Source organism: Pseudomonas bohemica (assembly GCF_002934685.1).
GTDB lineage: Bacteria > Pseudomonadota > Gammaproteobacteria > Pseudomonadales > Pseudomonadaceae > Aquipseudomonas > Aquipseudomonas bohemica.
The window spans coordinates 294,474-317,288 of the sequence record NZ_NKHL01000119.1 but is presented as its reverse complement, the minus strand read 5'-3'; the positions used below and the strand labels follow the sequence as shown (position 1 = coordinate 317,288).

18 protein-coding genes are annotated in these 22,815 nt (G+C 60.1%); 14 read left to right on the top strand and 4 right to left on the bottom strand.

Annotated elements, in window-relative coordinates; all coding sequences use genetic code 11:
* Positions 1–51 precede the first annotated feature (51 nt).
* The 4 genes from speA to CE491_RS25590 form a co-directional block, all read right to left on the bottom strand.
* Positions 52–1,965: an arginine decarboxylase gene (gene speA, locus CE491_RS25605; RefSeq protein ID WP_110951116.1), complete on the bottom strand. Its 1,914-nt coding sequence runs from the start codon at positions 1,963–1,965 to the stop codon at positions 52–54.
* Positions 1,966–2,148: 183 nt separating this feature from the next.
* Positions 2,149–2,520 (bottom strand): translation initiation factor Sui1, encoded by a 372-nt coding sequence (locus tag CE491_RS25600; RefSeq protein WP_110951131.1) that lies wholly within the window; start codon positions 2,518–2,520, stop codon positions 2,149–2,151.
* 164 nt (positions 2,521–2,684) lie between these two features.
* Complete coding sequence (locus CE491_RS25595; RefSeq protein WP_110951115.1) at positions 2,685–3,230, bottom strand: NUDIX hydrolase; 546 nt, start codon at positions 3,228–3,230, stop codon at positions 2,685–2,687.
* 3 nt (positions 3,231–3,233) lie between these two features.
* Positions 3,234–4,328 (bottom strand): DUF2333 family protein, encoded by a 1,095-nt coding sequence (locus tag CE491_RS25590; protein ID WP_110951114.1) that lies wholly within the window; start codon positions 4,326–4,328, stop codon positions 3,234–3,236.
* 474 nt (positions 4,329–4,802) lie between these two features.
* On the opposite strand from CE491_RS25590, the gene CE491_RS25585 reads away from it, so the two are divergent.
* From CE491_RS25585 to CE491_RS25520, 14 genes are all read left to right on the top strand, one after another.
* On the top strand, positions 4,803–5,303 hold the full coding sequence (locus CE491_RS25585) for a BRO-N domain-containing protein (protein ID WP_110951113.1): 501 nt from the start codon (positions 4,803–4,805) through the stop codon (positions 5,301–5,303).
* A 218-nt stretch (positions 5,304–5,521) separates the two neighbouring features.
* Positions 5,522–7,180: a response regulator gene (locus CE491_RS25580; RefSeq protein ID WP_110951112.1), complete on the top strand. Its 1,659-nt coding sequence runs from the start codon at positions 5,522–5,524 to the stop codon at positions 7,178–7,180.
* Positions 7,181–7,420: 240 nt separating this feature from the next.
* On the top strand, positions 7,421–9,232 hold the full coding sequence (locus tag CE491_RS25575; protein WP_110951111.1) for a protein-disulfide reductase DsbD: 1,812 nt from the start codon (positions 7,421–7,423) through the stop codon (positions 9,230–9,232).
* Positions 9,233–9,403: 171 nt separating this feature from the next.
* Positions 9,404–9,856 carry a type II 3-dehydroquinate dehydratase gene (aroQ, locus tag CE491_RS25570; RefSeq protein ID WP_074751988.1) on the top strand — a complete coding sequence of 151 codons (453 nt, stop codon included), beginning with the start codon at positions 9,404–9,406 and terminating at the stop codon, positions 9,854–9,856.
* Between the two features lie 80 nt (positions 9,857–9,936).
* Positions 9,937–10,392 carry an acetyl-CoA carboxylase biotin carboxyl carrier protein gene (gene accB, locus CE491_RS25565; RefSeq protein ID WP_110951110.1) on the top strand — a complete coding sequence of 152 codons (456 nt, stop codon included), beginning with the start codon at positions 9,937–9,939 and terminating at the stop codon, positions 10,390–10,392.
* Between the two features lie 17 nt (positions 10,393–10,409).
* Positions 10,410–11,759, top strand: coding sequence for an acetyl-CoA carboxylase biotin carboxylase subunit (accC, locus tag CE491_RS25560; protein ID WP_110951109.1), 1,350 nt, complete (start codon positions 10,410–10,412; stop codon positions 11,757–11,759).
* Between the two features lie 354 nt (positions 11,760–12,113).
* Positions 12,114–12,992: a 50S ribosomal protein L11 methyltransferase gene (gene prmA, locus CE491_RS25555; protein ID WP_110951108.1), complete on the top strand. Its 879-nt coding sequence runs from the start codon at positions 12,114–12,116 to the stop codon at positions 12,990–12,992.
* Between the two features lie 47 nt (positions 12,993–13,039).
* Complete coding sequence (locus CE491_RS25550) at positions 13,040–14,407, top strand: DUF3426 domain-containing protein (protein ID WP_110951107.1); 1,368 nt, start codon at positions 13,040–13,042, stop codon at positions 14,405–14,407.
* A gap of 290 nt (positions 14,408–14,697) precedes the next feature.
* Entirely contained in the window at positions 14,698–15,711 is a 1,014-nt protein-coding gene (gene dusB, locus CE491_RS25545; RefSeq protein WP_110951106.1) for a tRNA dihydrouridine synthase DusB, read from the top strand.
* A complete protein-coding gene (gene fis, locus CE491_RS25540) occupies positions 15,708–16,028 on the top strand; it encodes a DNA-binding transcriptional regulator Fis (RefSeq protein ID WP_062378860.1) in 321 nt (106 codons plus the stop codon). The genes dusB and fis overlap by 4 nt, the downstream gene beginning before the upstream one ends.
* A 71-nt stretch (positions 16,029–16,099) precedes the next feature.
* Positions 16,100–17,707 (top strand): bifunctional phosphoribosylaminoimidazolecarboxamide formyltransferase/IMP cyclohydrolase, encoded by a 1,608-nt coding sequence (gene purH / locus CE491_RS25535; protein WP_110951105.1) that lies wholly within the window; start codon positions 16,100–16,102, stop codon positions 17,705–17,707.
* Positions 17,708–17,900: 193 nt separating this feature from the next.
* Positions 17,901–19,196 (top strand): phosphoribosylamine--glycine ligase, encoded by a 1,296-nt coding sequence (purD, locus tag CE491_RS25530; protein WP_110951104.1) that lies wholly within the window; start codon positions 17,901–17,903, stop codon positions 19,194–19,196.
* A 94-nt stretch (positions 19,197–19,290) separates the two neighbouring features.
* Positions 19,291–22,098 carry a hybrid sensor histidine kinase/response regulator gene (locus tag CE491_RS25525; RefSeq protein WP_110951103.1) on the top strand — a complete coding sequence of 936 codons (2,808 nt, stop codon included), beginning with the start codon at positions 19,291–19,293 and terminating at the stop codon, positions 22,096–22,098.
* A gap of 65 nt (positions 22,099–22,163) precedes the next feature.
* Positions 22,164–22,760 (top strand): MarC family protein, encoded by a 597-nt coding sequence (locus CE491_RS25520; RefSeq protein WP_110951102.1) that lies wholly within the window; start codon positions 22,164–22,166, stop codon positions 22,758–22,760.
* The last annotated feature ends 55 nt before the right edge of the window (positions 22,761–22,815 follow it).

Sequence of the window (22,815 nt, the reverse complement as noted above, 5' to 3'; positions counted from 1 at the left end):
ATTAAAAACCCGCTACCGCCGGCAAGCCGGGCTGCTACCGGCGTGCTTCGGTCACGACGACAGGTAGGAAGACCGCGTCAGGCCAAGGCGCAGCGCATCCAGATACTGGGTCCGTTCACGCGGGCTGATCCGGGCGCTGGCGACCTTGTCCCGGTAATGCGTCATCAGTTCTTCCGGCGACAGGTGCACGTAACGCAGCATATCCTCGATAGTGTCGTGGGTTTCGATGCCTGCCGAGTAAGCGCTGCCGTCCTGGTTCTGGTAGATGTTCACCGAGTCGGTATCGCCGAACAGGTTGTGCATGTCGCCCAGAATTTCCTGATACGCGCCGACCAGGAACACGCCGAGCAAGTAATCCTCGCCTTCGTTCAGCGCGTGGACCGGCAGGCTGGTCTCGATGCTCTGCTCATCGACGTACTGATTGATCTTGCCGTCGGAGTCGCAGGTCAGGTCCTGCAGCACGGCACGACGCAGCGGCTCTTCGTCCAGACGATGCAGCGGGATGATCGGCAGCACCTGATCGATTGCCCAGGTGTCCGGCAGGCTCTGGAACACCGAGAAGTTGCAGATGTACTTGTCGGCCAGCTTGTCATTGAGCTCATCCAGCACCTGACGGTGAGACCGCTGGCGCGCCTTGAGCGAGTTGTACAGGCGGCGGCAGACCGCGAAGTAGCACTGCTCGCCGAGGGCTTTCTGCGCCAGGGTGATCTTGCCATCGGAGTACTGGCTGGCGATGTCGCTCATGTAGTGAGTCGCACGCCAGTAGGTCTCGGTGACCATCTCGATGTCGGTCGGGCCGAGCAGATCGATCAGCCACTGTAATGTTTCCGGCAGGCTTTCCTTGTCTTCGATCACTGGCACCTCGTCGTTGTGACGCTCGACGTCGGTGACCTGAATCACCAGCATCGCGTGGTGCGCGGTCAGCGAACGGCCGCTTTCCGAGAAGATGTGCGGATGCGGAAGGCCTTGCGCGTCGCAGAACTCTTTGAGCATGCCGACCACGACACCGGCGTAATCGTCCATGTCGTAGTTGATGGAGCTGGCGTTACGGGAATGCGTGCCGTCGTAGTCCACGCCCAGACCGCCGCCCACGTCGATGTGATCCACCGGCAGGCCCAGGTTGCGCAACTCACCGTAGTAGCGGATCGCTTCTTTGAAGCCGTGCTGGTAGTCGGCGAGGTTGGCGATCTGCGAGCCCATGTGGAAGTGCAGCAGGCGGATGCCTTGATCCAGACCGGCTTTGGTGAAGCGTTCGACCACCGACAGCAACTGCGCGGCCGACAGACCGAACTTGGACTTTTCACCACCGGTGTCGGCCCACTTGCTCGACGCCAGCGACGAAAGACGAACGCGCAGGCCCACCTGGGGTGCGACCTTGAGCTCGGCGGCCTCTTCGATCACCAGGGCGACTTCGGATTCTTTCTCGATGACGATGAAGACGTTGTGCCCCAGCTTCTGTCCCATCAGGGCCAGGCGAATGAATTCGCGATCCTTGTAACCGTTGCAGACGATGGTGCCGCCTTTCGGAGCCAATGCCAGCACGGCCATCAGCTCAGGCTTGGAGCCAGCTTCCAGACCGATGGAAACGTTCTGCGTGGCAATGATGTTTTCTACCACCGCTTCTTGCTGGTTGACCTTGATCGGGTACAGCGCGGTGTATTTGCTCTGGTATTCCAGGCGCGCGATGTTCTCGTCGAACGCACCGGTCAGCTGACGCACGCGGTCCTGCAGGATGTCCGGAAAACGCACCAGCAACGGCAGGGACAAGCCGCTCTGGCGCAGCTGATCTATTTGCTCGTAGAGGTCGATGGGCGAACTGCCCGGCCCGTTGGGGCGAACTTCAACGCGGCCGGCTTCGTTGATTGCAAAATAACCAGCCCCCCAATGACGAATCCCATAGACACTGCGGCTGTCCGCCACGGTCCATTGGCTGCCATCGTCTTTGCGTGTGCGTCGTACGGACATCGAAGTCCCCTATAAAGAAGTCATAAAGCCCCGGCCTGACCGGCTGGGCGCAGTGTATAGAGTGGAAATGACGGTTTGGCGCCAGCTCGCATGGCTCAATAGACCCATGACACGAACCAGAGTTTGTTCTGAAAACAGGCACCCGACCGATAACGAAACCAGAGGCGGTAACAAAAGGAGGACTCAACCGCCCGATTTTTTCGCCTTGAAGCCCTGCTTGACCAGTTCCGCCAGCAACGTCTCGACGTGATCGCCCTGAATCTCGATCACGCCATCCTTGAGCGCCCCGCCGGTTCCGCAACGTCGCTTGAGCGTAGTCGCCAGCTCCTTGAGTGCATCTTCAGGCAAGGGCACGCCGCTGATGGTGGTCACAGTCTTGCCGCCGCGGCCTTTGCTTTCGCGGCGCACGCGGGCAATGCCATCACCTTCGGGGATAACGGATTTCCTGCAGATGCAAGCATCGACGGGCTGACGGCATTCAGGACAGTGCCGTCCAGCGTCGGTCGAAAATACCAGGCCACCGAGGGCGGCGAAGGATGCGGCTTTTTTGGCCACCGGCAATCCTCTTCTTGAGGACTAAAGTCTGGTCGACGGGAGCCGACCGCGAAGCCCCACTCAGGCAGGGGCAGCGCAACCGGACCGTGATGACGGCCCGGCGTTGAAAAGTCGCGCAGTGTAACGGCAAAAAGCGCAGATGCTAAGTGCAAATATGCGCCAATTTACGGGACATTTGCGACGTCGCCCAAATAGCGCTTCAGCGCGGCCAGGGAGTCCGGGCAATAAGGCTTTTCGGCGGTTTCGAGCAGCACCTGTTCGACGCCGATGAAACGCGCTTCGAGCACCTCTTCAGGCTGCAATTTCAACGGGCCGTCCCAGACCGCGGAAAACACCGCACACCAGAGGCGATTGCCGGGCTGGTCGAAGAAAAACTGCTCATGAGCGATCAGTTCGACACCCGCCACGCCCAATTCTTCTTCCAGCTCGCGCGCGGCGGATTCGATATAACTCTCATCCGCCTGGACCATGCCACCGGCAGCGACGTCCCAGAAACCGGGATAGATCGCCTTGCTCAAGGTACGCCGATGCACGCACAACTCACCGGCGGTGTTGAACAGCAATATATAAGTGCCACGCCCGATCAGCCCACGTTCGCGCAGCTCGGCGCGGGGTAGCGAGCCCAATAGCTGATCCTGGCGATCGACCCAGGCGATGAGTTCGGCGTCGGAAGCCGCGCGGTGCGCGACTTCGTTTTCAGGGACGGACACTGATCAACCCTGCGACAGCAACTGACGCAAATCGATAACCGCTGCGTTGGCGCGCGACAGGTAGTTGGCCATGACCAGCGAGTGGTTGGCGAACACACCGAACGGACTGCCGTTGAGGATCACCGGACTCCACATCGGCTCCTGGGACGCTTCAAGCTCGCGGATAATCTGACGCACACTCACAGTCGCGTTTTTCTTGGCCAGAACATCGGCGAAATCGACTTCGATGGCGCGCAGCAGATGAGACAGCGCCCAAGCCTGACCACGCGCTTCATAGAACACGTTGTCGATCTGCATCCACGGAGTTTCGACGATTTCTTCATCGACCTGCGGCACCTCGCCCGGTTTGACGGTCACGGTGGACTGCGCTTCGGTTTTCAGCGTGCTATTGAGCTTCACGCGACCGACACTGGCCGACAGGCGCTGGGACAACGACCCCAGGCGCGTACCGACATCACCCAGCCAGTTGTTCAGGTTGTCGGCGCGAGTGTAGAACAGCGCGCCCTTCTGGTTGGGGTCGGACAAACGCGCCTGGTAACGGCTCAGTGCAGCGATGCCATCGCGGTACTGGGATTCGCTGGAAGGAAGCACCCAGCTCTTGTTGTCGAAGTTGAACAGCGGCTCGGCCCGGGCCAGGTCGCCGTCTTCGGCCGACTGCGATTGCGAACGGGCAAAATCCTTACGCAACGCGCGGCTCAGATCGCGCACCTGAACCAGCACGCCGTATTCCCAGCTCGGCATGTTGTCCATCCACAAGCCAGGGGGAAAGCGGTCGTTGGAAATGTAGCCACCGGGCTTGTCGAGCAGAGTCGAAGCGACGGTCTTGAGGGTTTCGACGGTCGTGTAACCGATCACCATCTGCTTGCCTTCACGCTCGGCAGCTGCCTGAGCCTGTTGCTGGACCGGAAACAGAGGGGGCTCGCTGCTCCACCAGATGCCAAGCACCACGGTGACAACGAGGTAGATACCGACCACCGCGGCCAATGCGCGACTGAACAACAAACCGCCCCAATACCCACGAGGCGCCTTGCCTACGGGCCTGTCCTCAACACGCTCACCCCCGCCCGCAGTGCCCGAGCGCTTCTTCCAATCCAGCATGGCCTTGTCCTTTCAATCACGGAATTCAGTGCTTCTGACCGCAACCTTACAGCAAGGTGCGTTTGGCAGGAATGCGAAGGATGACCCGATTGCGTAATCCACACGTCCATGTGCGTCATGCGCGCTTTGTACTACGCCCTGCGTGCAAAAGCGGGTTTGCGGAGTAGCTGCGATGCATCATCCGGTTACATCAAATCCGGAAACCCCTACATCTGTCGGATTGAGCCACAGGACCGATGCCCGGATAATCCCGCCCCGAGCCTAAGAACTCGAACAAGCGGCACCCGTCACGATAGCTAGCGGTACTTCTGCGCCTGCGACAAACATTCGTTTTTCGCAGGCGCGATACACTCTGCGCGTCTGTCATGTCGGGAGTCGGCTAATACAAGACCCTTCGGGGAAATATGTCGGCACTTCTTGTTGGTGTTCTTAGCTCCCGACGCCCATTCCGAGGCCATCAAGGACAGACGCCCCATGGAACATCACTACGAGCCCGTCGTTTTCACCCGCCACAAACTCAAACTCCACGCCCTTATCCTCGAACGCCAGGCCTGGTTCTGCGTCCGGGACCTCGGTCGTTTTCTGGGCATGTTCTTCGAAGAACGCGTCACGCAGAAGCTGGCCCCCGATCAGCGGCGGCATATCCCGCTGCAGTATTACGGCGAAATCAGGAATGTGCTGATGGTCAGCGAGTCGGCCGCCTACGCCCTGCTCGTCTACCACGGGCACGCCACTCACGACTCGCTCCGCAAATGGCTGACCTATCAGGTGTTGCCCGCTCTCCACGACCACCCCGTACCGGCTTTCAATAACGCCCCCGCCCAGGCATTGCTGCAGTGGCGCCACGGCACGATCAGCGTGCTGCATTGGCGCAGCGAGCCGTGGATTCGGCTGAGAGATATGCCGTGTCTGTTGCAGGTGCGTAACGATGCCGGCTGCTGGAGGCGGATCAAACAGTGGTTGTCAAGAGATTGAACCCTGACATACCCCTGCATGTCGCCTACACCCCTCATCCATTCCCCTAGACAAGGGATTGAACATGGCACGCATTTGGCTTGATCAGACGGAAACTTGACGCAAAAAACCACCAAAAAAATGACAACAAAATGACTTGCGACGCACTTGCGCGGGAAAAGTAGTGCTAGCATAGAGCCAGCATTTGTATCAGGATTTCCCCTATAAGTAGCCAGGACATGACCGAAGCAGAAGACCCGAGCCGAGACCGTCTCAAGCACCATTTCGCGCAACGCGTCATTCATCAGGCACGGCAGATCCTGGAGGTATGGCAGCGCCTGCAACAAAGCGAATGGTCGGCTGCGGACCTTGAAGAACTCAGCGAGTCCAACCAGCGCCTGCTGCGTTTCGCCGAGCGCTTCGAACAGGCCGAGCATGCTCAACTGGCACGCGGCATCAGTGAGTCCCTGAGTGAAGTGGAGGCCAATCGCGGTCGCCTCAGCAGTTCTCTGATCACCGATCTCAACCGCTTGATGCAACGGCTTTCGCGCACCGGTTTGCGTCATGGCGATCGGCTGGAGCAAACCTCCCTGCCGCCCCTGCGCAAACCCATTTACGTGATGCTTCAGGATCACGAACGCGGCGAGCGTTTGGCCAAGCAGCTGGAATTCTTCGGGCTGAGCGCGCAATCACTGGAGAGCACTCAGGCGTTTCATGCCACGCTGGCCGAGCGTCTGCCAGCTGCAGTGGTCATGGATGTAGACTTCGGTGGCGCAGGGGAAGGCTTGAAACTCGCCGCCAGGATGCAGGAAGGCCTCGAGCAGAAACTGCCGCTATTGTTTTTCAGCCATCACGAAACCGATACGCCGACACGCCTGGCAGCGGTGCGAGCCGGCGGCGAGGAGTTTCTGACCGGCACGCTGGAAGCGTCGAGCCTGCTGGAAAAGATCGAAATCCTCACCCGGGTCGCTCAGTACGAGCCTTATAAAGTGCTGATCATCGACGACTCGCGCGCCCAGGCCACGCACACCGAGCGGCTGCTCAATAATGCGGGCATCGTCACCCGCACGCTGTTCGACCCGATCCAGACCATGTCCGAACTGGCGGAATTTCAGCCAGACCTGATCATCCTCGACATGTATATGCCCGGCTGCACCGGCACTGAGCTGGCGAAGGTGATTCGTCACAACGACCGCTACGTCAGCGTGCCGATCATCTATCTGTCGGCCGAAGACGATCTGGATAAACAACTGGATGCGATGAGCGAAGGCGGCGATGACTTCCTCACCAAACCGATCAAGCCTCGCCACCTGATCACCACCGTCCGCAACCGCGCCGCTCGTGCGCGAAATCTCAAGGCGCGGATGGTGCGCGACAGCCTGACAGGGCTCTATAACCACACGCATATCCTGCAATTGCTGGAAGATTGCAGCTTCCGCGCGCGCCGGGAAAACAAGCCGCTGAGCTTCGTGATGCTGGACATCGACCACTTCAAGAAGGTCAACGACGGCCACGGCCACCCCATGGGCGACAGGGTGATCAAGAGCCTGGCGCTGTTTCTCAAGCAACGACTGCGCAAGACCGACTACATCGGTCGCTACGGGGGCGAGGAATTCGCGGTGGTCATGCCCGACACCGATCTCAACTCCGCATACGGCGTACTCGACGAAATCCGTCGCCGGTTCGCGGAAATTCACTACCCCGCGCAGCCGGTGGACCTGTCCTGCACCTTCAGCGCCGGGGTCGTTGAGCTGGGCGAAGGCGAGGATGCATTGATGATGGCCTCGCACGCGGACGAGGCCCTGTACCTGGCAAAAAAGGCCGGACGCAACCAGGTGCATACCCTGCGTGAAGAGTTCATGCAGGCAAAAAAACAGGCGCCGGTGGACGTGGTTTGATCCGGATGACCACATACCTGTAAAGCACACGGCTACCGTTACAGAATCCTGTGGAGATCCGTTTCTGGCCGAAGCCCGTAGGAGTTCGGCTTGCCGACGATCTGCTGCAAAGCGGCAGTAAAGCCGGGCGACCGGGGCTGCACCAGATACACCGCTTTGGTGAGCAGCTCACGTCCACAGGGTCTGCATCGCCATACACCCTGCGCTATCATGCGCGGACTTTTGTGATGCGAGACCGCCATGCGCCGCCTGCTTTGTCTGATATTGCTGACCCTTGCCCTGCCCGTTTTCGGTGCAAGTCTGTTGGACGGCCGGCCGAGCTCTGGACTAGGCAGCCCTGCATTGGGCAGCACGGCGATCGACAACAGCAAAGACTTCCTGCCGGTTCGCCAGGCCTTTCAACTGAACCTGATCGATACCTCCGCCGAATCGGTCAAGCTGGAGTTCGTCGCCGCCGAAGGCTATTACCTGTATCGCCATCGCTTTCAGTTCCGCACCGAGCCCGCAGACATTGCCCTGGGTACGGCGCAATTGCCGGAGGGCGAGAAGAAGCATGATGAGTATTTCGGTGATGTCGAGGTGTATCACGGCATTGTCGACATCAACCTGCCGCGCAACGCCAGCGACAACCGTCCCTTCACTCTGGTCGTGACTTATCAGGGCTGTGCCGACAAAGGCCTGTGCTATCCACCTGAAACCCAACGCCTGAGCATCGACGGCACAGGGCCTCACGTGTCTCAAATTACGAACCCGCCCCCCGCCACTGCGCAGAAGAGCCCCTTCAGCTGGAAACAATTGGCGCTGTTTTTCCTCGCAGGCATCGGCCTGACTTTCACGCCTTGCGTGCTACCCATGCTGCCGATCCTTTCCGGCGTGGTACTGCGTGGGCAGATTGGTGGATTGCGCGGTTTCTCTCTTTCCCTGGCCTACGTGCTGCCGATGGCGATCTGCTTCGCGATGCTCGGCGCCTTGATGGGCATGTTCGGCGCCAGCCTCAACTTGCAGGCGCGTCTGCAATCGGCGTGGGTGCTGGTGCCGTTTTCGCTGTTCTTCGTGGTGTTCGCCATTGCCATGTTCGGGGTGTTCGAACTGCGCCTACCCCGCGCACTGAATGATCGTCTGGATCGCATCGCTGGCAACACTCAGGGCGGATCGCTGTGGGGCGCCGCAGTGCTGGGCGTGGTCTCGAGCCTGCTGGTATCCCCATGCGTATCTGCCCCACTGGCTGGTGCCCTGCTTTATATAAGCGCCAGCGGCGATACCCTGGGTGGCTCGCTCAAGCTGTTCGCGCTGGGGCTGGGCATGGGCGCGCCGTTGCTGCTGGTCGCTACTGGCGGCGCGGCCTGGCTGCCGAAAAGCGGCCCCTGGCTGATCACCGTGAAACACGCGATCGGCGTGTTGTTGCTGGCGCTGGCGATTGGTCTGCTCAGCCGCGTGATTCCAGGCCAGGCCACTCTGCTGCTCATCGGTTTGTTATGGGCCGGTGTTTCGCTGTTTCTTGGCGCACTGGAATTCACCGAAAAGACCACCCGCGGTCGTCTCGCCCAACTGCTCGGCCTGTTTTTGCTGGTCTATGCGCTGTGCTGCTGGTACGGCGCATTCAGCGGCCAGACCGATCCGCTACGCCCGCTGGGTCGCCCCCAAAACGCGCAGATCACTGGCAAATCCAGCGCCCCATCAGCGCAGCAATGGCAGACGGTGACTCAAGTGGGCGAACTGAATCAGATCCTCGCCGACTCGAAAAGCGGCAAAAAGCCGGTGCTGGTGGACTGGTACGCTGACTGGTGCATCAGCTGCAAGGTGATCGAGCATGAGGTGCTGCCCGATCCGAAAATCACGCGTCAACTCAAAGGCTTTCGTCTGATTCGCTTCGACATGACCGACAGCGACGACGAACAACGCGCTCTGCTGGATAAGTACAAACTCTTCGGCCCTCCCGCGCTGCTGTTTTTTGGAAAAGACGGGAATGAGCTGACAAATGTACGTGTCGTCGGCGAAATCGACGTCCATGGCCTCTTCGAGCGCCTTTCTAGAGCACATGACCAAATTTAGCCTGTTAGTCACAAACTTTGCGCGAACATCGGACATCGTGCTTAGTATTGTCGGTAACTGGACAGTCCATTGCGGTTTCCGGCATAGTCGCTGCGCAATACCGGTTCACCCCTGCAATTTGGCTCGCACTTGCGTGTGAGCGCCGAAAAAGCACAAAACAAGGAACACACGATGGCGACTTTTCTGGTTCTTCACGGACCTAACCTGAACCTGCTGGGCACCCGTGAACCGGGGATCTACGGCTCGATCACGTTGGCCGACATCAACCAGGATCTGGAAAAGCGCGCGCGCGAAGCCGGTCACCATCTGATGTACCTGCAAAGCAACGCCGAGTACGAATTGATCGACCGCATCCACGCTGCACGCGATGAAGGCGTGGACTTCATCCTGATCAATCCGGCTGCTTTTACTCACACAAGTGTCGCAATACGTGACGCGTTGCTGGGAGTGAGCATCCCATTCATCGAAGTGCACCTGTCGAACGTGCACAAGCGCGAACCCTTCCGCCATCACTCCTACTTTTCAGATGTCGCTGTAGGCGTGATCTGCGGCCTTGGCGCCAGCGGATACCGACTGGCCCTGGAGGCCGCCCTGGAACAACTGGCCACCCGTTCGAAGGCATGAACGGCGCAGTTTTGCACTGAGCCACACAGCCTGAACCGGCTACCGAATACCCCTGACCGTCCTTTGGGAGTTGATGATTAATGGATATCCGTAAAGTCAAGAAACTGATCGAATTGCTGGAAGAATCCGGCATCGACGAACTGGAAATCCGTGAGGGCGAAGAATCCGTACGGATCAGCCGTCACAGCAAGACTCCAGCACAGCAGTACTACGCGCCAGCACCTGTCGCCGCTCCAGCCGCAGCACCCGCCGCCGCCCCGGCTGCTGCCGTCGCGGAAGTACCATCGGCGCCGAAGCTCAACGGCACTGTGGTCAAATCGCCGATGGTCGGTACCTTCTACCGCACTCCGGCGCCTGGCTCGCCAGCGTTCGTTGAAGTCGGCAAGACCGTCAAGAAAGGCGACACCATTTGCATCGTTGAAGCGATGAAAATGATGAACCACATCGAAGCTGAAGTCAGCGGCGTTATCGAATCCATCCTGGTAGAAAACGGTCAGCCGGTTGAGTATGACCAGCCGCTGTTCACCATCGTTTGAACCGGGGAGAGCCTGCGATGTTGGAAAAAGTCCTGATCGCCAACCGCGGCGAAATCGCCTTGCGTATCTTGCGTGCCTGTAAAGAATTGGGCATCAAGACCGTTGCGGTACATTCCACGGCAGACCGTGAGCTGATGCACCTGGGCCTGGCAGACGAAACCGTCTGCATCGGTCCGGCGCCAGCCAACCTGTCGTACCTGAACATTCCGGCCATCATTTCGGCTGCCGAGTTGACCGGAGCCACGGCGATTCACCCCGGCTACGGCTTCCTCGCGGAAAACGCAGACTTTGCCGAACAGGTCGAGAAATCCGGTTTCGCGTTCATCGGTCCCAAAGCCGAAACCATCCGCCTGATGGGCGACAAGGTTTCGGCCAAGGACGCCATGAAGCTTGCCAGCGTACCCACCGTTCCAGGTTCCGACGGCCCACTGCCGGAAGACGAAGAAACGGCATTGCGCATCGGCCGCGAAGTCGGCTACCCGGTGATCATCAAGGCCGCTGGCGGCGGCGGTGGTCGCGGCATGCGCGTGGTTCACAAGGAAGAAGACCTGATCGAAGCGGCCAAGCAGACTCGCGCTGAGGCGGCCGCCTGGTTCAGCAACCCGATGGTCTATCTGGAGAAATACCTGACCAACCCACGTCACGTGGAAGTCCAGGTCATTTCCGACGGCCAGGGTCATGCGATCCATCTGGGCGACCGCGACTGTTCCTTGCAGCGCCGTCACCAGAAAGTCCTGGAAGAAGCGCCCGCACCGTTCATCGACGAACAAGCCCGCAAGGACGTGTTCGCAGCCTGTGTCAAAGCCTGTATCGACATCGGTTACCGTGGCGCCGGCACGTTCGAGTTCCTGTACGAGAACGGCCGTTTCTACTTCATCGAGATGAACACCCGCGTCCAGGTCGAGCACCCGGTTTCGGAAATGGTCACCGGTATCGACATCGTCAAGGAGATGCTCAGCATCGCCGCTGGCAACAAGCTGTCGTACACCCAGGACGATGTGAAGATTCATGGTCACGCGCTGGAATGTCGAATCAACGCCGAAGACCCGAAAACCTTCATCCCGAGCCCTGGCCTGGTGAAGCACTTCCACGCGCCAGGCGGCAACGGCGTTCGCGTCGATTCGCACCTGTACAGCGGCTACAAGGTTCCGTCCAACTACGACTCGCTGATCGGCAAGCTGATCACCTGGGGCGCAACCCGTGACGAAGCCATGGCCCGCATGCGCAATGCGCTGGATGAAATCGTGGTCGACGGCATCAAGACCAACATCCCGCTGCACCGTGATCTGACCCGCGATGAAGGCTTCTGCGAAGGCGGCGTCAACATTCACTACCTGGAACACAAACTGGCCGAAGAGAAACACTGATCAGCCACGCTGTGCGACAGACCAACAAGGCCGCTTTCGAGCGGCTTTGTTGTTTCTGACGACAGTGTCGATAGGCTTCTGCCCGGAGGGCGTAGGAGCGTGGCTTGCTCGCGATCTGGCGCGAAGCGGCAGTAAAGTCAGCTGACGCGATACTCCTGACAGACCTCATTTGCTGATTCTACTGCCGCTTCGCGCCAGATCGCAGGCAAGCCAGCTCCCACGCCCTCCGGGCAGAATCGAAAGCGAACACCAGATCCCTCACCCTCTTTGTTGTTTCTCCCCGAACCCCGTAAACTTGCCGGTCTTTCGCGGCGCTGTGTCGCCTGTCATTTTTCAATTCGAAGGTAATCCGCCATGCCTTGGCTGCAAGTCCGTTTCGCCATCAGCCCAGAACAAGCCGAAACCTACGAAGACGCGCTTCTTGAAGTCGGCGCCGTGTCCGTGACCTTCATGGACGCTGAAGACCAGCCCATCTTCGAACCTGAACTGAACACCACACCGCTGTGGTCGCACACGCATCTGCTCGCGCTGTTCGAGGCCGACACCAATGCCGATCAGGTGCTGGCTCACCTCACGCTGCTGACCGGCGCCGAGCTGCCTGAGCACACCCACGAAGTCATCGAAGATCAGGACTGGGAACGCAGTTGGATGGACAACTTCCAGCCCATGCGCTTCGGTCAGCGCCTGTGGATCGTGCCGAGCTGGCATGCCGCGCCAGAGCCTGACGCGGTTAATCTGCTGCTCGATCCAGGCCTGGCGTTCGGCACCGGCACCCACCCGACCACCGCACTGTGCCTGGAATGGCTTGACGGTCAGGACCTGGCCGATTGCAACGTGCTGGACTTCGGCTGCGGTTCGGGCATCCTCGCCATTGCCGCACTGCTGCTGGGCGCCCGGCATGCGGTCGGCACTGACATTGACGTGCAGGCCCTGGAGGCCTCCCGCGATAACGCCGGGCGCAACAATGTCCCGGCCGAGAAATTCCCGCTTTACCTGCCCGAGGACTTGCCGAAAGAGCCAGCCGACGTATTAGTGGCTAATATTCTGGCCGGACCACTGGTTTCGCTGGCACCTCAGCTGGCAAGCCTGGTCAAACCCGGTGGACGCCTGGCATTGTCCGGCATTCTTGCCGAGCAAGGCGAAGAAGTGGCGGCAGCGTATGCCCAGACCTTCGATCTGGACCCGATCGCCAATCGTGACGGCTGGGTGCGGATCACCGGTCGTCGTCGCTGAAGGCCAATGATTACGAACTTTTAGGCGCTCGCTAACCGGATACCCGCATGACCGACAGTTTCGTCACTCAGTGCCCTCACTGCCAGACCAGTTTCCGCGTCAGCCACGTTCAACTGAGCGTTGCTCGAGGCATGGTTCGTTGCGGCTCATGCCTGCAAGTGTTCAATGCCGCGAAACAACTGTTGGAACAAGGCGTCACGACGAAGGCTGCCGAGCCGGTGGTGACGCCCCCTCCAGCGCCCGAATCTGTCGCGCCGAGCGTCGAGGTGATCGCACCGCAGTCGGTGGTTGTCGCGCAGCCAGCGCCACTGCCGGTCAGGCACGAGGATCGCACTGTCGATCTGGACAGCCTTGATCTGGACGACCTCGATGTCGAACTCGCCCGACTCGAACAACGGGAAATCCAGCTGCCCGAATCCTTTGGCCGCGCCAGCCACGCCCGTGACCACGATGACGTCGAGTCTTTCAGCGCCCGTCGTGACGAGCCTGAAGTCGCCGCTGAAAACTGGAATCACAGCCTGAGCCACGACAACGTCAGCCAGTTGCTGGAATTGCGCGCCGAAGTCATCGAAGAGCATGACGGGCATCACGAACCCGACTCGTTGATCGAGCCCTTGGGGCGCGATGAAATCGACGATCAAGACCATCGCACCGAGCCGTCGTTTTCCAGGTCGCCAGTTGATCTGGGCGATGAACCGCACCACGCTGACCGTATACGCGCCGATGCCGAACGTGAAGAGCCCACATCCGAACGCTTTTCGGCGCTGGGCGGCGATGCCGATCGGAACCACCGCCACTACGACGATGACGAGGAACACGAGCCTCCCCGGCCGAACGGCAAGCGCCCTCGCAGCGAACCAGGCCTGCGCGACCCCGCACTGCTCGACCTGACCGACGACCCGCTGCAGCTCGCCTGGCAGAAACCCAAGCCGCGCTGGGGGCGTCGCGTGCTCTGGATACTGCTGGCGTTGATCGCCCTCGCAGGCCTGGCCGGACAGTACGTCTGGTATCACTTCGATGAACTGGCGCGTCAGGATCAATACCGCTCCTGGTTTCAGGACATCTGCCCGCAGGTCGGCTGCAAGGTGCCGTCGAAAGTCGACATCAAACTGCTCAAGAGCAGCAATCTGGTGGTGCGCAGCCATCCCGAGTTTCAGGGCGCTTTGGTGGTCGACGCGATCATCTACAACCGCGCCTCGTTCTCCCAACCTTTCCCGCTGCTGGAACTGCGTTTTGCCGATACCAATGGTCAGCTGATTGCCAGTCGTCGGTTCAAGCCGGGCGAATACCTGAGCGGAGAATTGGCCGGCAAGGACGAAATGCCGCCACAAACGCCCATTCACATCGCCCTGGATATTCTCGACCCGGGCCCCAAGGCGGTGAACTACAGTTTGAGTTTCCGCTCTCCCGAGTAAGCTGGCGGGCGAGCCGACCGCATTGAATGCGCTCCTGCGACCTCTGACCGCACCGAAATGCGGCAGCGAGCCATCCGAATGCTGGCGACAGTTTTATGACAATGCGAACCGGAACCTAACCGTTCGCGATAAGAAAGCAACTGTTCAGATTTTATCCAATTCAGCCTTTATCCAGTCATCGAGAGCGGGTATCATGCCCACCCTTTTTCATACTCTGGGTCCCGTCTGAATTGCTGCTAAAGCACGTTTCGGACCAGGCTTCGTGATTCGGCCCCACAACAGGTCACCCTATGTCGGCGGTACGCATCGGCCCCTATACATTGCAGAACGGCTTGATCCTCGCCCCCATGGCGGGCGTCACCGACCAGCCCTTCCGCCAGCTCTGTCGCCAACTCGGCGCGGGCCTGGTGGTCTCGGAAATGGTCACCAGTGACATGAGCCTGTGGAACAGCCGCAAATCGCGGCTTCGCATGATTCATGAAGGTGATCCCGAGCCGCGCTCGGTACAGATCGCCGGTGGAGATCCGCAGATGCTGGCGGATGCGGCACGCGCCAACGTCGAACTTGGCGCGCAGATCATCGATATCAACATGGGCTGTCCGGCGAAAAAGGTCTGCAACAAGGCTGCTGGTTCCGCGCTGTTGAAAGATGAGCAGTTGGTGACCGAAATCCTGCACGCGGTGGTTGCGGCAGTAGAGGTACCGGTCACCCTGAAGATTCGCACTGGCTGGGACCGGGCGAACAAGAATGGTCTGACGGTTGCCAGAATTGCCGAGCAGGCGGGTATTCAGGCGCTGGCGGTGCATGGGCGTACCCGTGCAGACCTTTACACAGGCGAAGCCGAATACGACACGATCGCCGCGATAAAACAGGCGGTGTCGATTCCGGTGTTCGCCAATGGCGACATCGATTCACCTGAAAAGGCCCGGCACGTGCTCAATGCGACCGGTGCCGACGGGCTGTTGATTGGTCGGGCCGCCCAAGGGCGCCCATGGATTTTTCGCGAGATAGAACACTACCTGCGCACCGGGGAAAAACTTCCCGCACTGGCGCTAGGTGAAGTGGAACGCATTCTGCTAGAGCATCTGGCCGCGCTTCACACGTTCTATGGCGACGTGGTGGGCGTGCGGATTGCCCGAAAACACGTCGGCTGGTATCTCGCAACCTTGCCGGGCGCCAGGGAGTTTCGCGCCCATTTCAATCGTTTGGAAGATACGGAAGCACAGTGCGCCAACGTTCGGGAATTCTTTGCCGAACGCGATAAAAGCCCGGAAGCAGGGAACGAACAAGAGGTGGCCGCATGACGATGATGACAGAGACTTTAGTGAGTGGAACAACACCCGTGAGCGACAACGTCAATTTGAAACAGCACCTCAACACGCCGAGCGCGGAGGGTCAGACCCTGCGCGGAAGCGTCGAAAAGGCGCTGCACAATTATTTCGCTCACCTGGAAGGTGCTGCCGTCACTGATGTCTACAACCTGGTGCTATCGGAAGTCGAGGCACCGTTGCTCGAGTGCGTGATGAACTACGTCAAGGGCAATCAGACCAAGGCCTCCGAGCTGCTCGGTCTGAACCGTGGCACGTTGCGCAAGAAACTCAAACAGTACGATCTGCTGTAAGCATCCCCAAACAAAGCGACCTCAGTTTCCTGCGGTCGTTTTTTTTGCTGAACCTTTTGATGGAAGTTGAGATGACCGACCAGACTACCCGCCTGCCGATCCGCCGCGCCTTGATCAGCGTTTCCGACAAGACCGGGATCCTTGAATTTGCCCGTGAACTCGAAGCCCTGGGCGTCGAGATTCTCTCCACCGGTGGCACGTTCAAGCTGCTCAAGGACAACGGCGTGGCAGCGGTAGAAGTCGCGGATTACACCGGGTTTGCAGAAATGATGGACGGCCGGGTCAAGACCCTCCACCCGAAAATCCACGGCGGCATCCTGGGACGTCGCGGCACCGACGACGCCATCATGGCCGAGCACGGCATCAAGCCGATCGATCTGGTCGCGGTGAACCTCTACCCGTTCGAAGCCACGGTCTCCAAGCCGGGTTGCGACCTGCCCACCGCCATCGAAAACATCGATATCGGTGGTCCGACCATGGTCCGCTCGGCTGCGAAAAACCATAAAGACGTGGCCATCGTGGTCAACGCCAGCGACTACAGCCAAGTGCTGGAAAGCCTCAAGTCTGGCGGCCTGACCTATGCTCAGCGTTTCGACCTGATGCTCAAGGCGTTCGAACACACCGCCGCCTACGACGGCATGATTGCCAACTACCTGGGCAGCGTCGACCAGAGCGCAGAGACCCTCTCCACCGAAGGCCGCAGCGAGTTCCCGCGCACCTTCAACACCCAGTTCATCAAGGCGCAGGAAATGCGCTACGGCGAGAACCCGCACCAGAGCGCGGCGTTCTACGTCGAAGCCAAACCTGCCGAAGTGGGCATCGCCACTGCGACCCAGCTGCAAGGCAAGGAACTGTCCTACAACAACGTGGCCGATACCGATGCCGCGCTCGAGTGCGTTAAGAGCTTCGTCAAGCCTGCCTGCGTCATCGTCAAACACGCCAACCCGTGTGGCGTCGCAGTCAGCCCGGACGCCGAAGGCGGCATTCGTCAGGCCTACGAACTGGCCTACGCCACCGACAGCGAGTCGGCGTTTGGAGGCATCATCGCTTTCAACCGCGAACTGGATGCCGAGACCGCCACGGCGATCGTCGAGCGTCAGTTCGTTGAGGTGATCATCGCCCCAAGCGTCAGCGCCGAAGCCAAGGCCATCGTCGCCGGCAAAGCCAACGTACGTCTGCTGACCAGCGGCCAATGGGCTGCCGATCGCGCACCAGCGTGGGATTACAAACGCGTCACCGGTGGCCTGCTGGTGCAGAGCCGCGACATCGGCATGATCACCGCCGACGACCTGAAAGTTGTGACCAAACGCGCGCCGAGCGAACAGGAAGTCCACGACCTGATCTTCGCCTGGAAAGTCGCCAAATACGTCAAATCCAACGCCATCGTCTACGCCAGGAACCGCCAGACCATCGGTGTCGGCGCAGGCCAGATGAGCCGCGTGAACTCGGCGCGTATCGCTGCTATCAAGGCTGAACACGCGGGCCTGCAGGTGCAGGGCGCGGTCATGGCATCCGACGCATTCTTTCCGTTCCGCGACGGCATCGACAACGCGGCCAAGGTTGGCATCACTGCGGTAATCCAGCCAGGCGGCTCGATGCGTGATGCCGAAGTGATTGCGGCAGCGGATGAAGCGGGTATCGCGATGGTGTTCACCGGCATGCGCCACTTCCGTCATTGACATGAAAGCGGCCGCACTGATTCACGCTGCGCCCGCTTCAATGAAACCCCTGTAGGAACGCGCTTGCCCGCGAAGGTCTTACCGGAGGGCCTAACTGCGGTGACTGAATCGCTGGCAAGCGCGCTCCTACAGGCATGCGCCCGCAGCATCGGCGTATGCCCCATACAGAATTAGCGTCATCGAGGTTTTTGAAATGAACGTACTCATTATCGGCAGCGGTGGCCGTGAACACGCCCTGGCCTGGAAAGTTGCGCAGGACCCTCGCGTGCAGAAGGTCTTCGTCGCGCCGGGCAATGCCGGGACAGCCATTGAAGCCAAGTGCGAGAACGTCGCCATCGACGTGCTGGCCCTGGAGCAACTGGCCGACTTCGCCGAACAGAACGTTTCGCTGACCATCGTCGGCCCGGAAGTGCCACTGGTGGCTGGCGTGGTTGACCTGTTTCGTTCCCGGGGTCTGGACTGCTTCGGCCCGACCCAGGGCGCTGCGCAACTGGAAGGCTCCAAGGCCTTCACCAAGGATTTCCTGGCGCGGCACAAGATCCCGACCGCCGATTACCAGAATTTCACCGAGATCGAACCCGCGCTGGCTTACCTGCGCGAAAAAGGCGCGCCGATCGTGATCAAGGCCGACGGTCTGGCGGCCGGTAAAGGCGTGATCGTCGCCATGACCCTGCAGGAAGCCGAAGACGCCGTGCGCGACATGCTCGCCGGCAACGCGTTCGGTGACGCCGGTTCGCGCGTGGTGATCGAAGAATTCCTGGACGGCGAAGAGGCCAGCTTCATCGTCATGGTCGACGGCAAGAACGTGCTACCAATGGCGACCAGCCAGGACCATAAACGCGTCGGCGACGGCGACAGCGGCCCGAACACCGGCGGCATGGGTGCTTACTCCCCGGCCCCAGTGGTCACCGCCGATGTGCATCAGCGCGTGATGGATCAGGTCATATGGCCGACCGTCAGAGGCATGGCCGACGAAGGCAACGTTTACACCGGCTTCCTCTATGCTGGTCTGATGATCGACAAGGCGGGCAACCCGAAGGTTATCGAGTTCAACTGCCGTTTCGGTGACCCGGAAACCCAACCGGTGATGCTGCGTCTGCAATCGAGCCTGGTCTTGCTGGTCGAGGCGGCTTTGGCGCAAGCTCTGGACAAAGTCGAAGCCCAATGGGACCCGCGCCCAAGCCTTGGCATCGTGCTGGCCGCTGGCGGCTACCCAGGCGATTACGCCAAGGGCGCGGCGATCACGGGTCTGGACGCCGCTGCGGTGCTGCCGGGAAAGGTTTTCCACGCAGGTACCGTCCTCAAGGATGGTCAGGTGGTCACCTCCGGTGGTCGCGTCCTGTGTGCGACCGCGCTGGGCAACACGGTTGGCGATGCGCAGAAACAAGCGTACGAACTGGCAGCAAGGATTGATTGGGAAGGTTGTTTCTACCGCAAGGACATTGGCTACCGCGCCATTGCCCGCGAACGCGGCGAACATCTGGAGTAAGTCTGGGTCCGGACAGTCGCTTGAACATTGGCGACTGTCCGGTAATCCGGAGCCGCACCAGAGTAACTGGCTTCATTCACGAAGGGATTTCGCCGTGCGCTGGCTCAGGATTGCCACTTGTTTGATCATCGCCATGATGACCCTGCTCTGTGTGCCCACGGCATCCGCCGAGGTCAGTGCAGGATGGTCGACCCTTGTCGACGATCAGGCCAACCTGCAACTCAGCGACGTTCGTTCGCCCCACTACGATTCCCAGTTCAGCCCCGTCGAACTCGATCAGGTTCGTGCCATCACTCGCGACTCCGCCCTGTGGCTGCACTATCGCCTCGCCCCGACCGATCACGAACAACTGGTACGCATCTTCGCCCCAGACCTGGCGACCGCGGACCTGTACGTGCTCGACGGCGAAACGCTCATCGATCATTCGCGCTCCGGCAATAAAGTCCCACGCTCGGCGCAGCCTTTGCCTTCCGTGGATTTCCTGTTGCCCGTTCCGCAAGCCCAACGACCGCTGGACCTGTACCTGCGACTGAAGTCCGAGCAGGAATTGCGGCCGAACATTTCCCTGGAATCCGCCGTGTCCAGCGCCGCCGATGAGCGTCGGCCGCTTCTGCTCGGGCTGTTCTTCGGCTCGTTGTTCATGCTCATCGTGCAGAACATCACCCGTTACGCTCAGTCCCGCTCGGCCAGCAGTCTATGGCTGGCGGCATGCGAGGCGTTTCTGGGGCTCAGCGCGCTATTGCTGTTGAATCTGCAAGCACCGTGGCTGCCGCGCTGGCATCTGGCGCAAACCCCGAGTGCTCACCTGGCGTTGCTGATGGCTGCAGCGACCGGGCTGATGTATGCCTACTGTTTTTTCATTCAGCGCGGCGTCGAAACCCTCAACCGCCTGTTGATGAGCGTGTTGCTGATCATCGGTTTCGGCGGCCTGTTGGTGTTGTTCGTGGACACTCTGCCGCTGAACATCCTGACTTTCCTGCTGGTGGCCCTTACCACGCTGACCATCACGCTGGTGTCGATCTATCACCTGCAAAAAGGCTATGCCCCGGCGCGGCCGTTCGTGATTGCGATGATCGTGTTCAACCTGGGCAATCTGGTAATCCTGCCAGCGATGCTGTGGCTGACCACCATTGCCGCGCAAACCCTGATCATTGCGGTGCTGGGGATGTTCTGCCTGTGCGGGCTGCTGATGAGCATTGCCCTGAGCGAGCGGCATCGGAGTATCACCGAAGACAACTTCAGCATCAGCCGCGAACTGGCTGCCAGCACAGCCGAAATCAACGCCAAGGCCGAGTTTCTGGCCAAGATCAGCCACGAAATCCGTACCCCCATGAACGGCGTTCTGGGCATGACCGAACTGCTGCTCGGCACGCCGCTGTCGGTCAAGCAACGCGATTACGTGCAGACCATTCACAGCGCGGGCAACGAGCTGCTGACCCTGATCAACGAGATCCTCGACATCACCAAGCTGGAGTCCGGGCAGATCGAGCTCGATGATGTGCAGTTCGACTTGAACGCCATGATCGAGGATTGCCTGAGTATCTTCCGGGCCAAGGCCGAACAACAGAGCGTCGAACTGATCAGCTTCATCCAGCCCCAGGTGCCACGCGTGATCAGCGGCGACCCGACCCGTCTGCGCCAGACTCTGCTGAGCCTGCTGGAAAACGCGCTGAAAAAGACCGACGAGGGCGAGATTCTGCTGGTCGTGGCGCTCGATTCGCGAGGGGGTAAACCGCGTCTGCGCATTGCCGTTCAGGACAGCGGCACGCCTCTGACATCCAAAGAGCGTGACGCCCTGTTGCACGCCGAACTGCACAGCAAGAACTTCCTGGCGGCCAGCAAGGTGGGCGGTCATTTGGGGCTGGTCATCGCTCGCCAACTGATCCTGCTGATGAATGGCGAGTTCGGCATACAGAGCGGCAGCAATCAGGGCAGTACCCTATGGCTCAGCCTGCCGCTGGATGCTGAACGTCTGGAGCAACCGCCCTCGGATCTGGACAGCCCGCTCAAGGGCGCGCGGGTGCTGGTGGTGGATGACAACGACACCTGCCGCAAGGTGCTGGTCCAACAGTGCAGTGCCTGGGGCTTGAATGTCAGCGCCGTGCCGTCGGGCAAAGAGGCTCTGGCCCTGCTGCGCACCAAAGCGCATCTGCGTGATTATTTCGACATTGTCCTGCTCGACCAGAACATGCCCGGCATGACCGGTATGCAGCTGGCGGCCAAGATCAAGGAAGATCCGAGCCTGAACCACGACATCCTGCTGATCATGCTCACCGGCATCAGCAATGCGCCGAGCAAGGTCATCGCGCGCAACGCCGGGGTCAAGCGCATCCTTGCCAAACCGGTCGCGGGTTACACCCTCAAGACCACGCTGGCTGACGAACTCAATCAGCGCAACAAGGGACAGATGCCGTTGCCCGCGGCTCCAGCCGTGGTCGACGAAGTGGATGTGCCCAGCGACTTCCGGATTCTGGTCGCCGAAGACAACAGCATTTCCACCAAGGTGATTCGCGGCATGCTCGGCAAACTCAACCTGCAGCCGGACACGGCCAGCAATGGCGAGGAAGCCCTGCAAGCGATGACGGCCCAGCGCTACGATCTGGTGCTGATGGACTGCGAGATGCCGGTCCTCGACGGCTTTTCGGCCACCCAGCAATTACGCGCCTGGGAAGTGGGCAATCAGCGGGTCCGTACGCCGGTGGTGGCCTTGACCGCGCATATCCTCGCCGAACACAAGGAGCGCGCCCGCCAATCGGGCATGGACGGGCACATGTCCAAACCGGTCGAGCTGTCGCAGCTACGTGAACTGGTGGAGTACTGGGTCGAGCAGCGGGCTCGTCAGCAGATCGCCGTTCAGGGCGGTGACCAGGACGATGATCAGGAACGCTACCAGCAAAACTGAACTCCTCTGCTCTGCGGCGCCTGATAGACTGCCTCCGTCCGAGTCTGCCGCCACGAGCTCAAACCATGCTTCATGTGCTGTTCAGCGTTTATCTGAAGATGCTGGTGCTTTACAGCCCGTTCTTCGTTCTTTCGTGTTTCATCAGTCTGAGCCGCGGCTACTCGCGCAAGGAACGTCGTTATCTGGCGTGGAAGATCGCTTTCGCCACACTGGTTTCCAGCGTGTTGCTGTACCTCTTCGGACGGGTGATTTTCGGGGTGTTCGGCATCACCGCCGACGCCTTCCGTATCGGCGCCGGCAGCGTGCTGTTCATCTCTGCGCTGGGCATGGCGCAGGGTAAATCGGGCGTACAAACCGACAACGTGCAGCAGGATGTGGCCATCGTGCCGCTGACCATTCCGATCACTGTCGGACCCGGCACCATCGGTGCGCTGCTGGTGATGGGCGTCAGCCAACCCCACTGGGACGACAAGCTGACCGCCATCGTCAGTATCGCCCTGGCCAGTTTCACCGTGGGCGTGGTGCTTTATCTGTCCAACAGCATCGAGCGCATTCTCGGCGACCAAGGCCTGCAAATCGTCAGCCGTCTGATGGGCCTGTTCGTCTGCGCACTGGCTGCGCAGATCATCTTCACCGGCATCAAGGGCTATCTGGCGCCCTAGCGTTCAGATGGGAAATTCCTCGATGGTGCGATCCCAGCGTGTGAGGGAATAAAGC

Excerpts from the sequence above, each read along its gene's own strand:
- speA (WP_110951116.1), bottom strand. The coding sequence starts at position 1,965 with ATGTCCGTACGACGCACACGCAAAGACGATGGCAGCCAATGGACCGTG.
- CE491_RS25590 (WP_110951114.1), bottom strand. The coding sequence starts at position 4,328 with ATGCTGGATTGGAAGAAGCGCTCGGGCACTGCGGGCGGGGGTGAGCGT.
- CE491_RS25585 (WP_110951113.1), top strand. The coding sequence starts at position 4,803 with ATGGAACATCACTACGAGCCCGTCGTTTTCACCCGCCACAAACTCAAA.
- CE491_RS25580 (WP_110951112.1), top strand. The coding sequence starts at position 5,522 with ATGACCGAAGCAGAAGACCCGAGCCGAGACCGTCTCAAGCACCATTTC.
- CE491_RS25575 (WP_110951111.1), top strand. The coding sequence starts at position 7,421 with ATGCGCCGCCTGCTTTGTCTGATATTGCTGACCCTTGCCCTGCCCGTT.
- aroQ (WP_074751988.1), top strand. The coding sequence starts at position 9,404 with ATGGCGACTTTTCTGGTTCTTCACGGACCTAACCTGAACCTGCTGGGC.
- accB (WP_110951110.1), top strand. The coding sequence starts at position 9,937 with ATGGATATCCGTAAAGTCAAGAAACTGATCGAATTGCTGGAAGAATCC.
- accC (WP_110951109.1), top strand. The coding sequence starts at position 10,410 with ATGTTGGAAAAAGTCCTGATCGCCAACCGCGGCGAAATCGCCTTGCGT.
- prmA (WP_110951108.1), top strand. The coding sequence starts at position 12,114 with ATGCCTTGGCTGCAAGTCCGTTTCGCCATCAGCCCAGAACAAGCCGAA.
- CE491_RS25550 (WP_110951107.1), top strand. The coding sequence starts at position 13,040 with ATGACCGACAGTTTCGTCACTCAGTGCCCTCACTGCCAGACCAGTTTC.
- dusB (WP_110951106.1), top strand. The coding sequence starts at position 14,698 with ATGTCGGCGGTACGCATCGGCCCCTATACATTGCAGAACGGCTTGATC.
- fis (WP_062378860.1), top strand. The coding sequence starts at position 15,708 with ATGACGATGATGACAGAGACTTTAGTGAGTGGAACAACACCCGTGAGC.
- purH (WP_110951105.1), top strand. The coding sequence starts at position 16,100 with ATGACCGACCAGACTACCCGCCTGCCGATCCGCCGCGCCTTGATCAGC.
- purD (WP_110951104.1), top strand. The coding sequence starts at position 17,901 with ATGAACGTACTCATTATCGGCAGCGGTGGCCGTGAACACGCCCTGGCC.
- CE491_RS25520 (WP_110951102.1), top strand. The coding sequence starts at position 22,164 with ATGCTTCATGTGCTGTTCAGCGTTTATCTGAAGATGCTGGTGCTTTAC.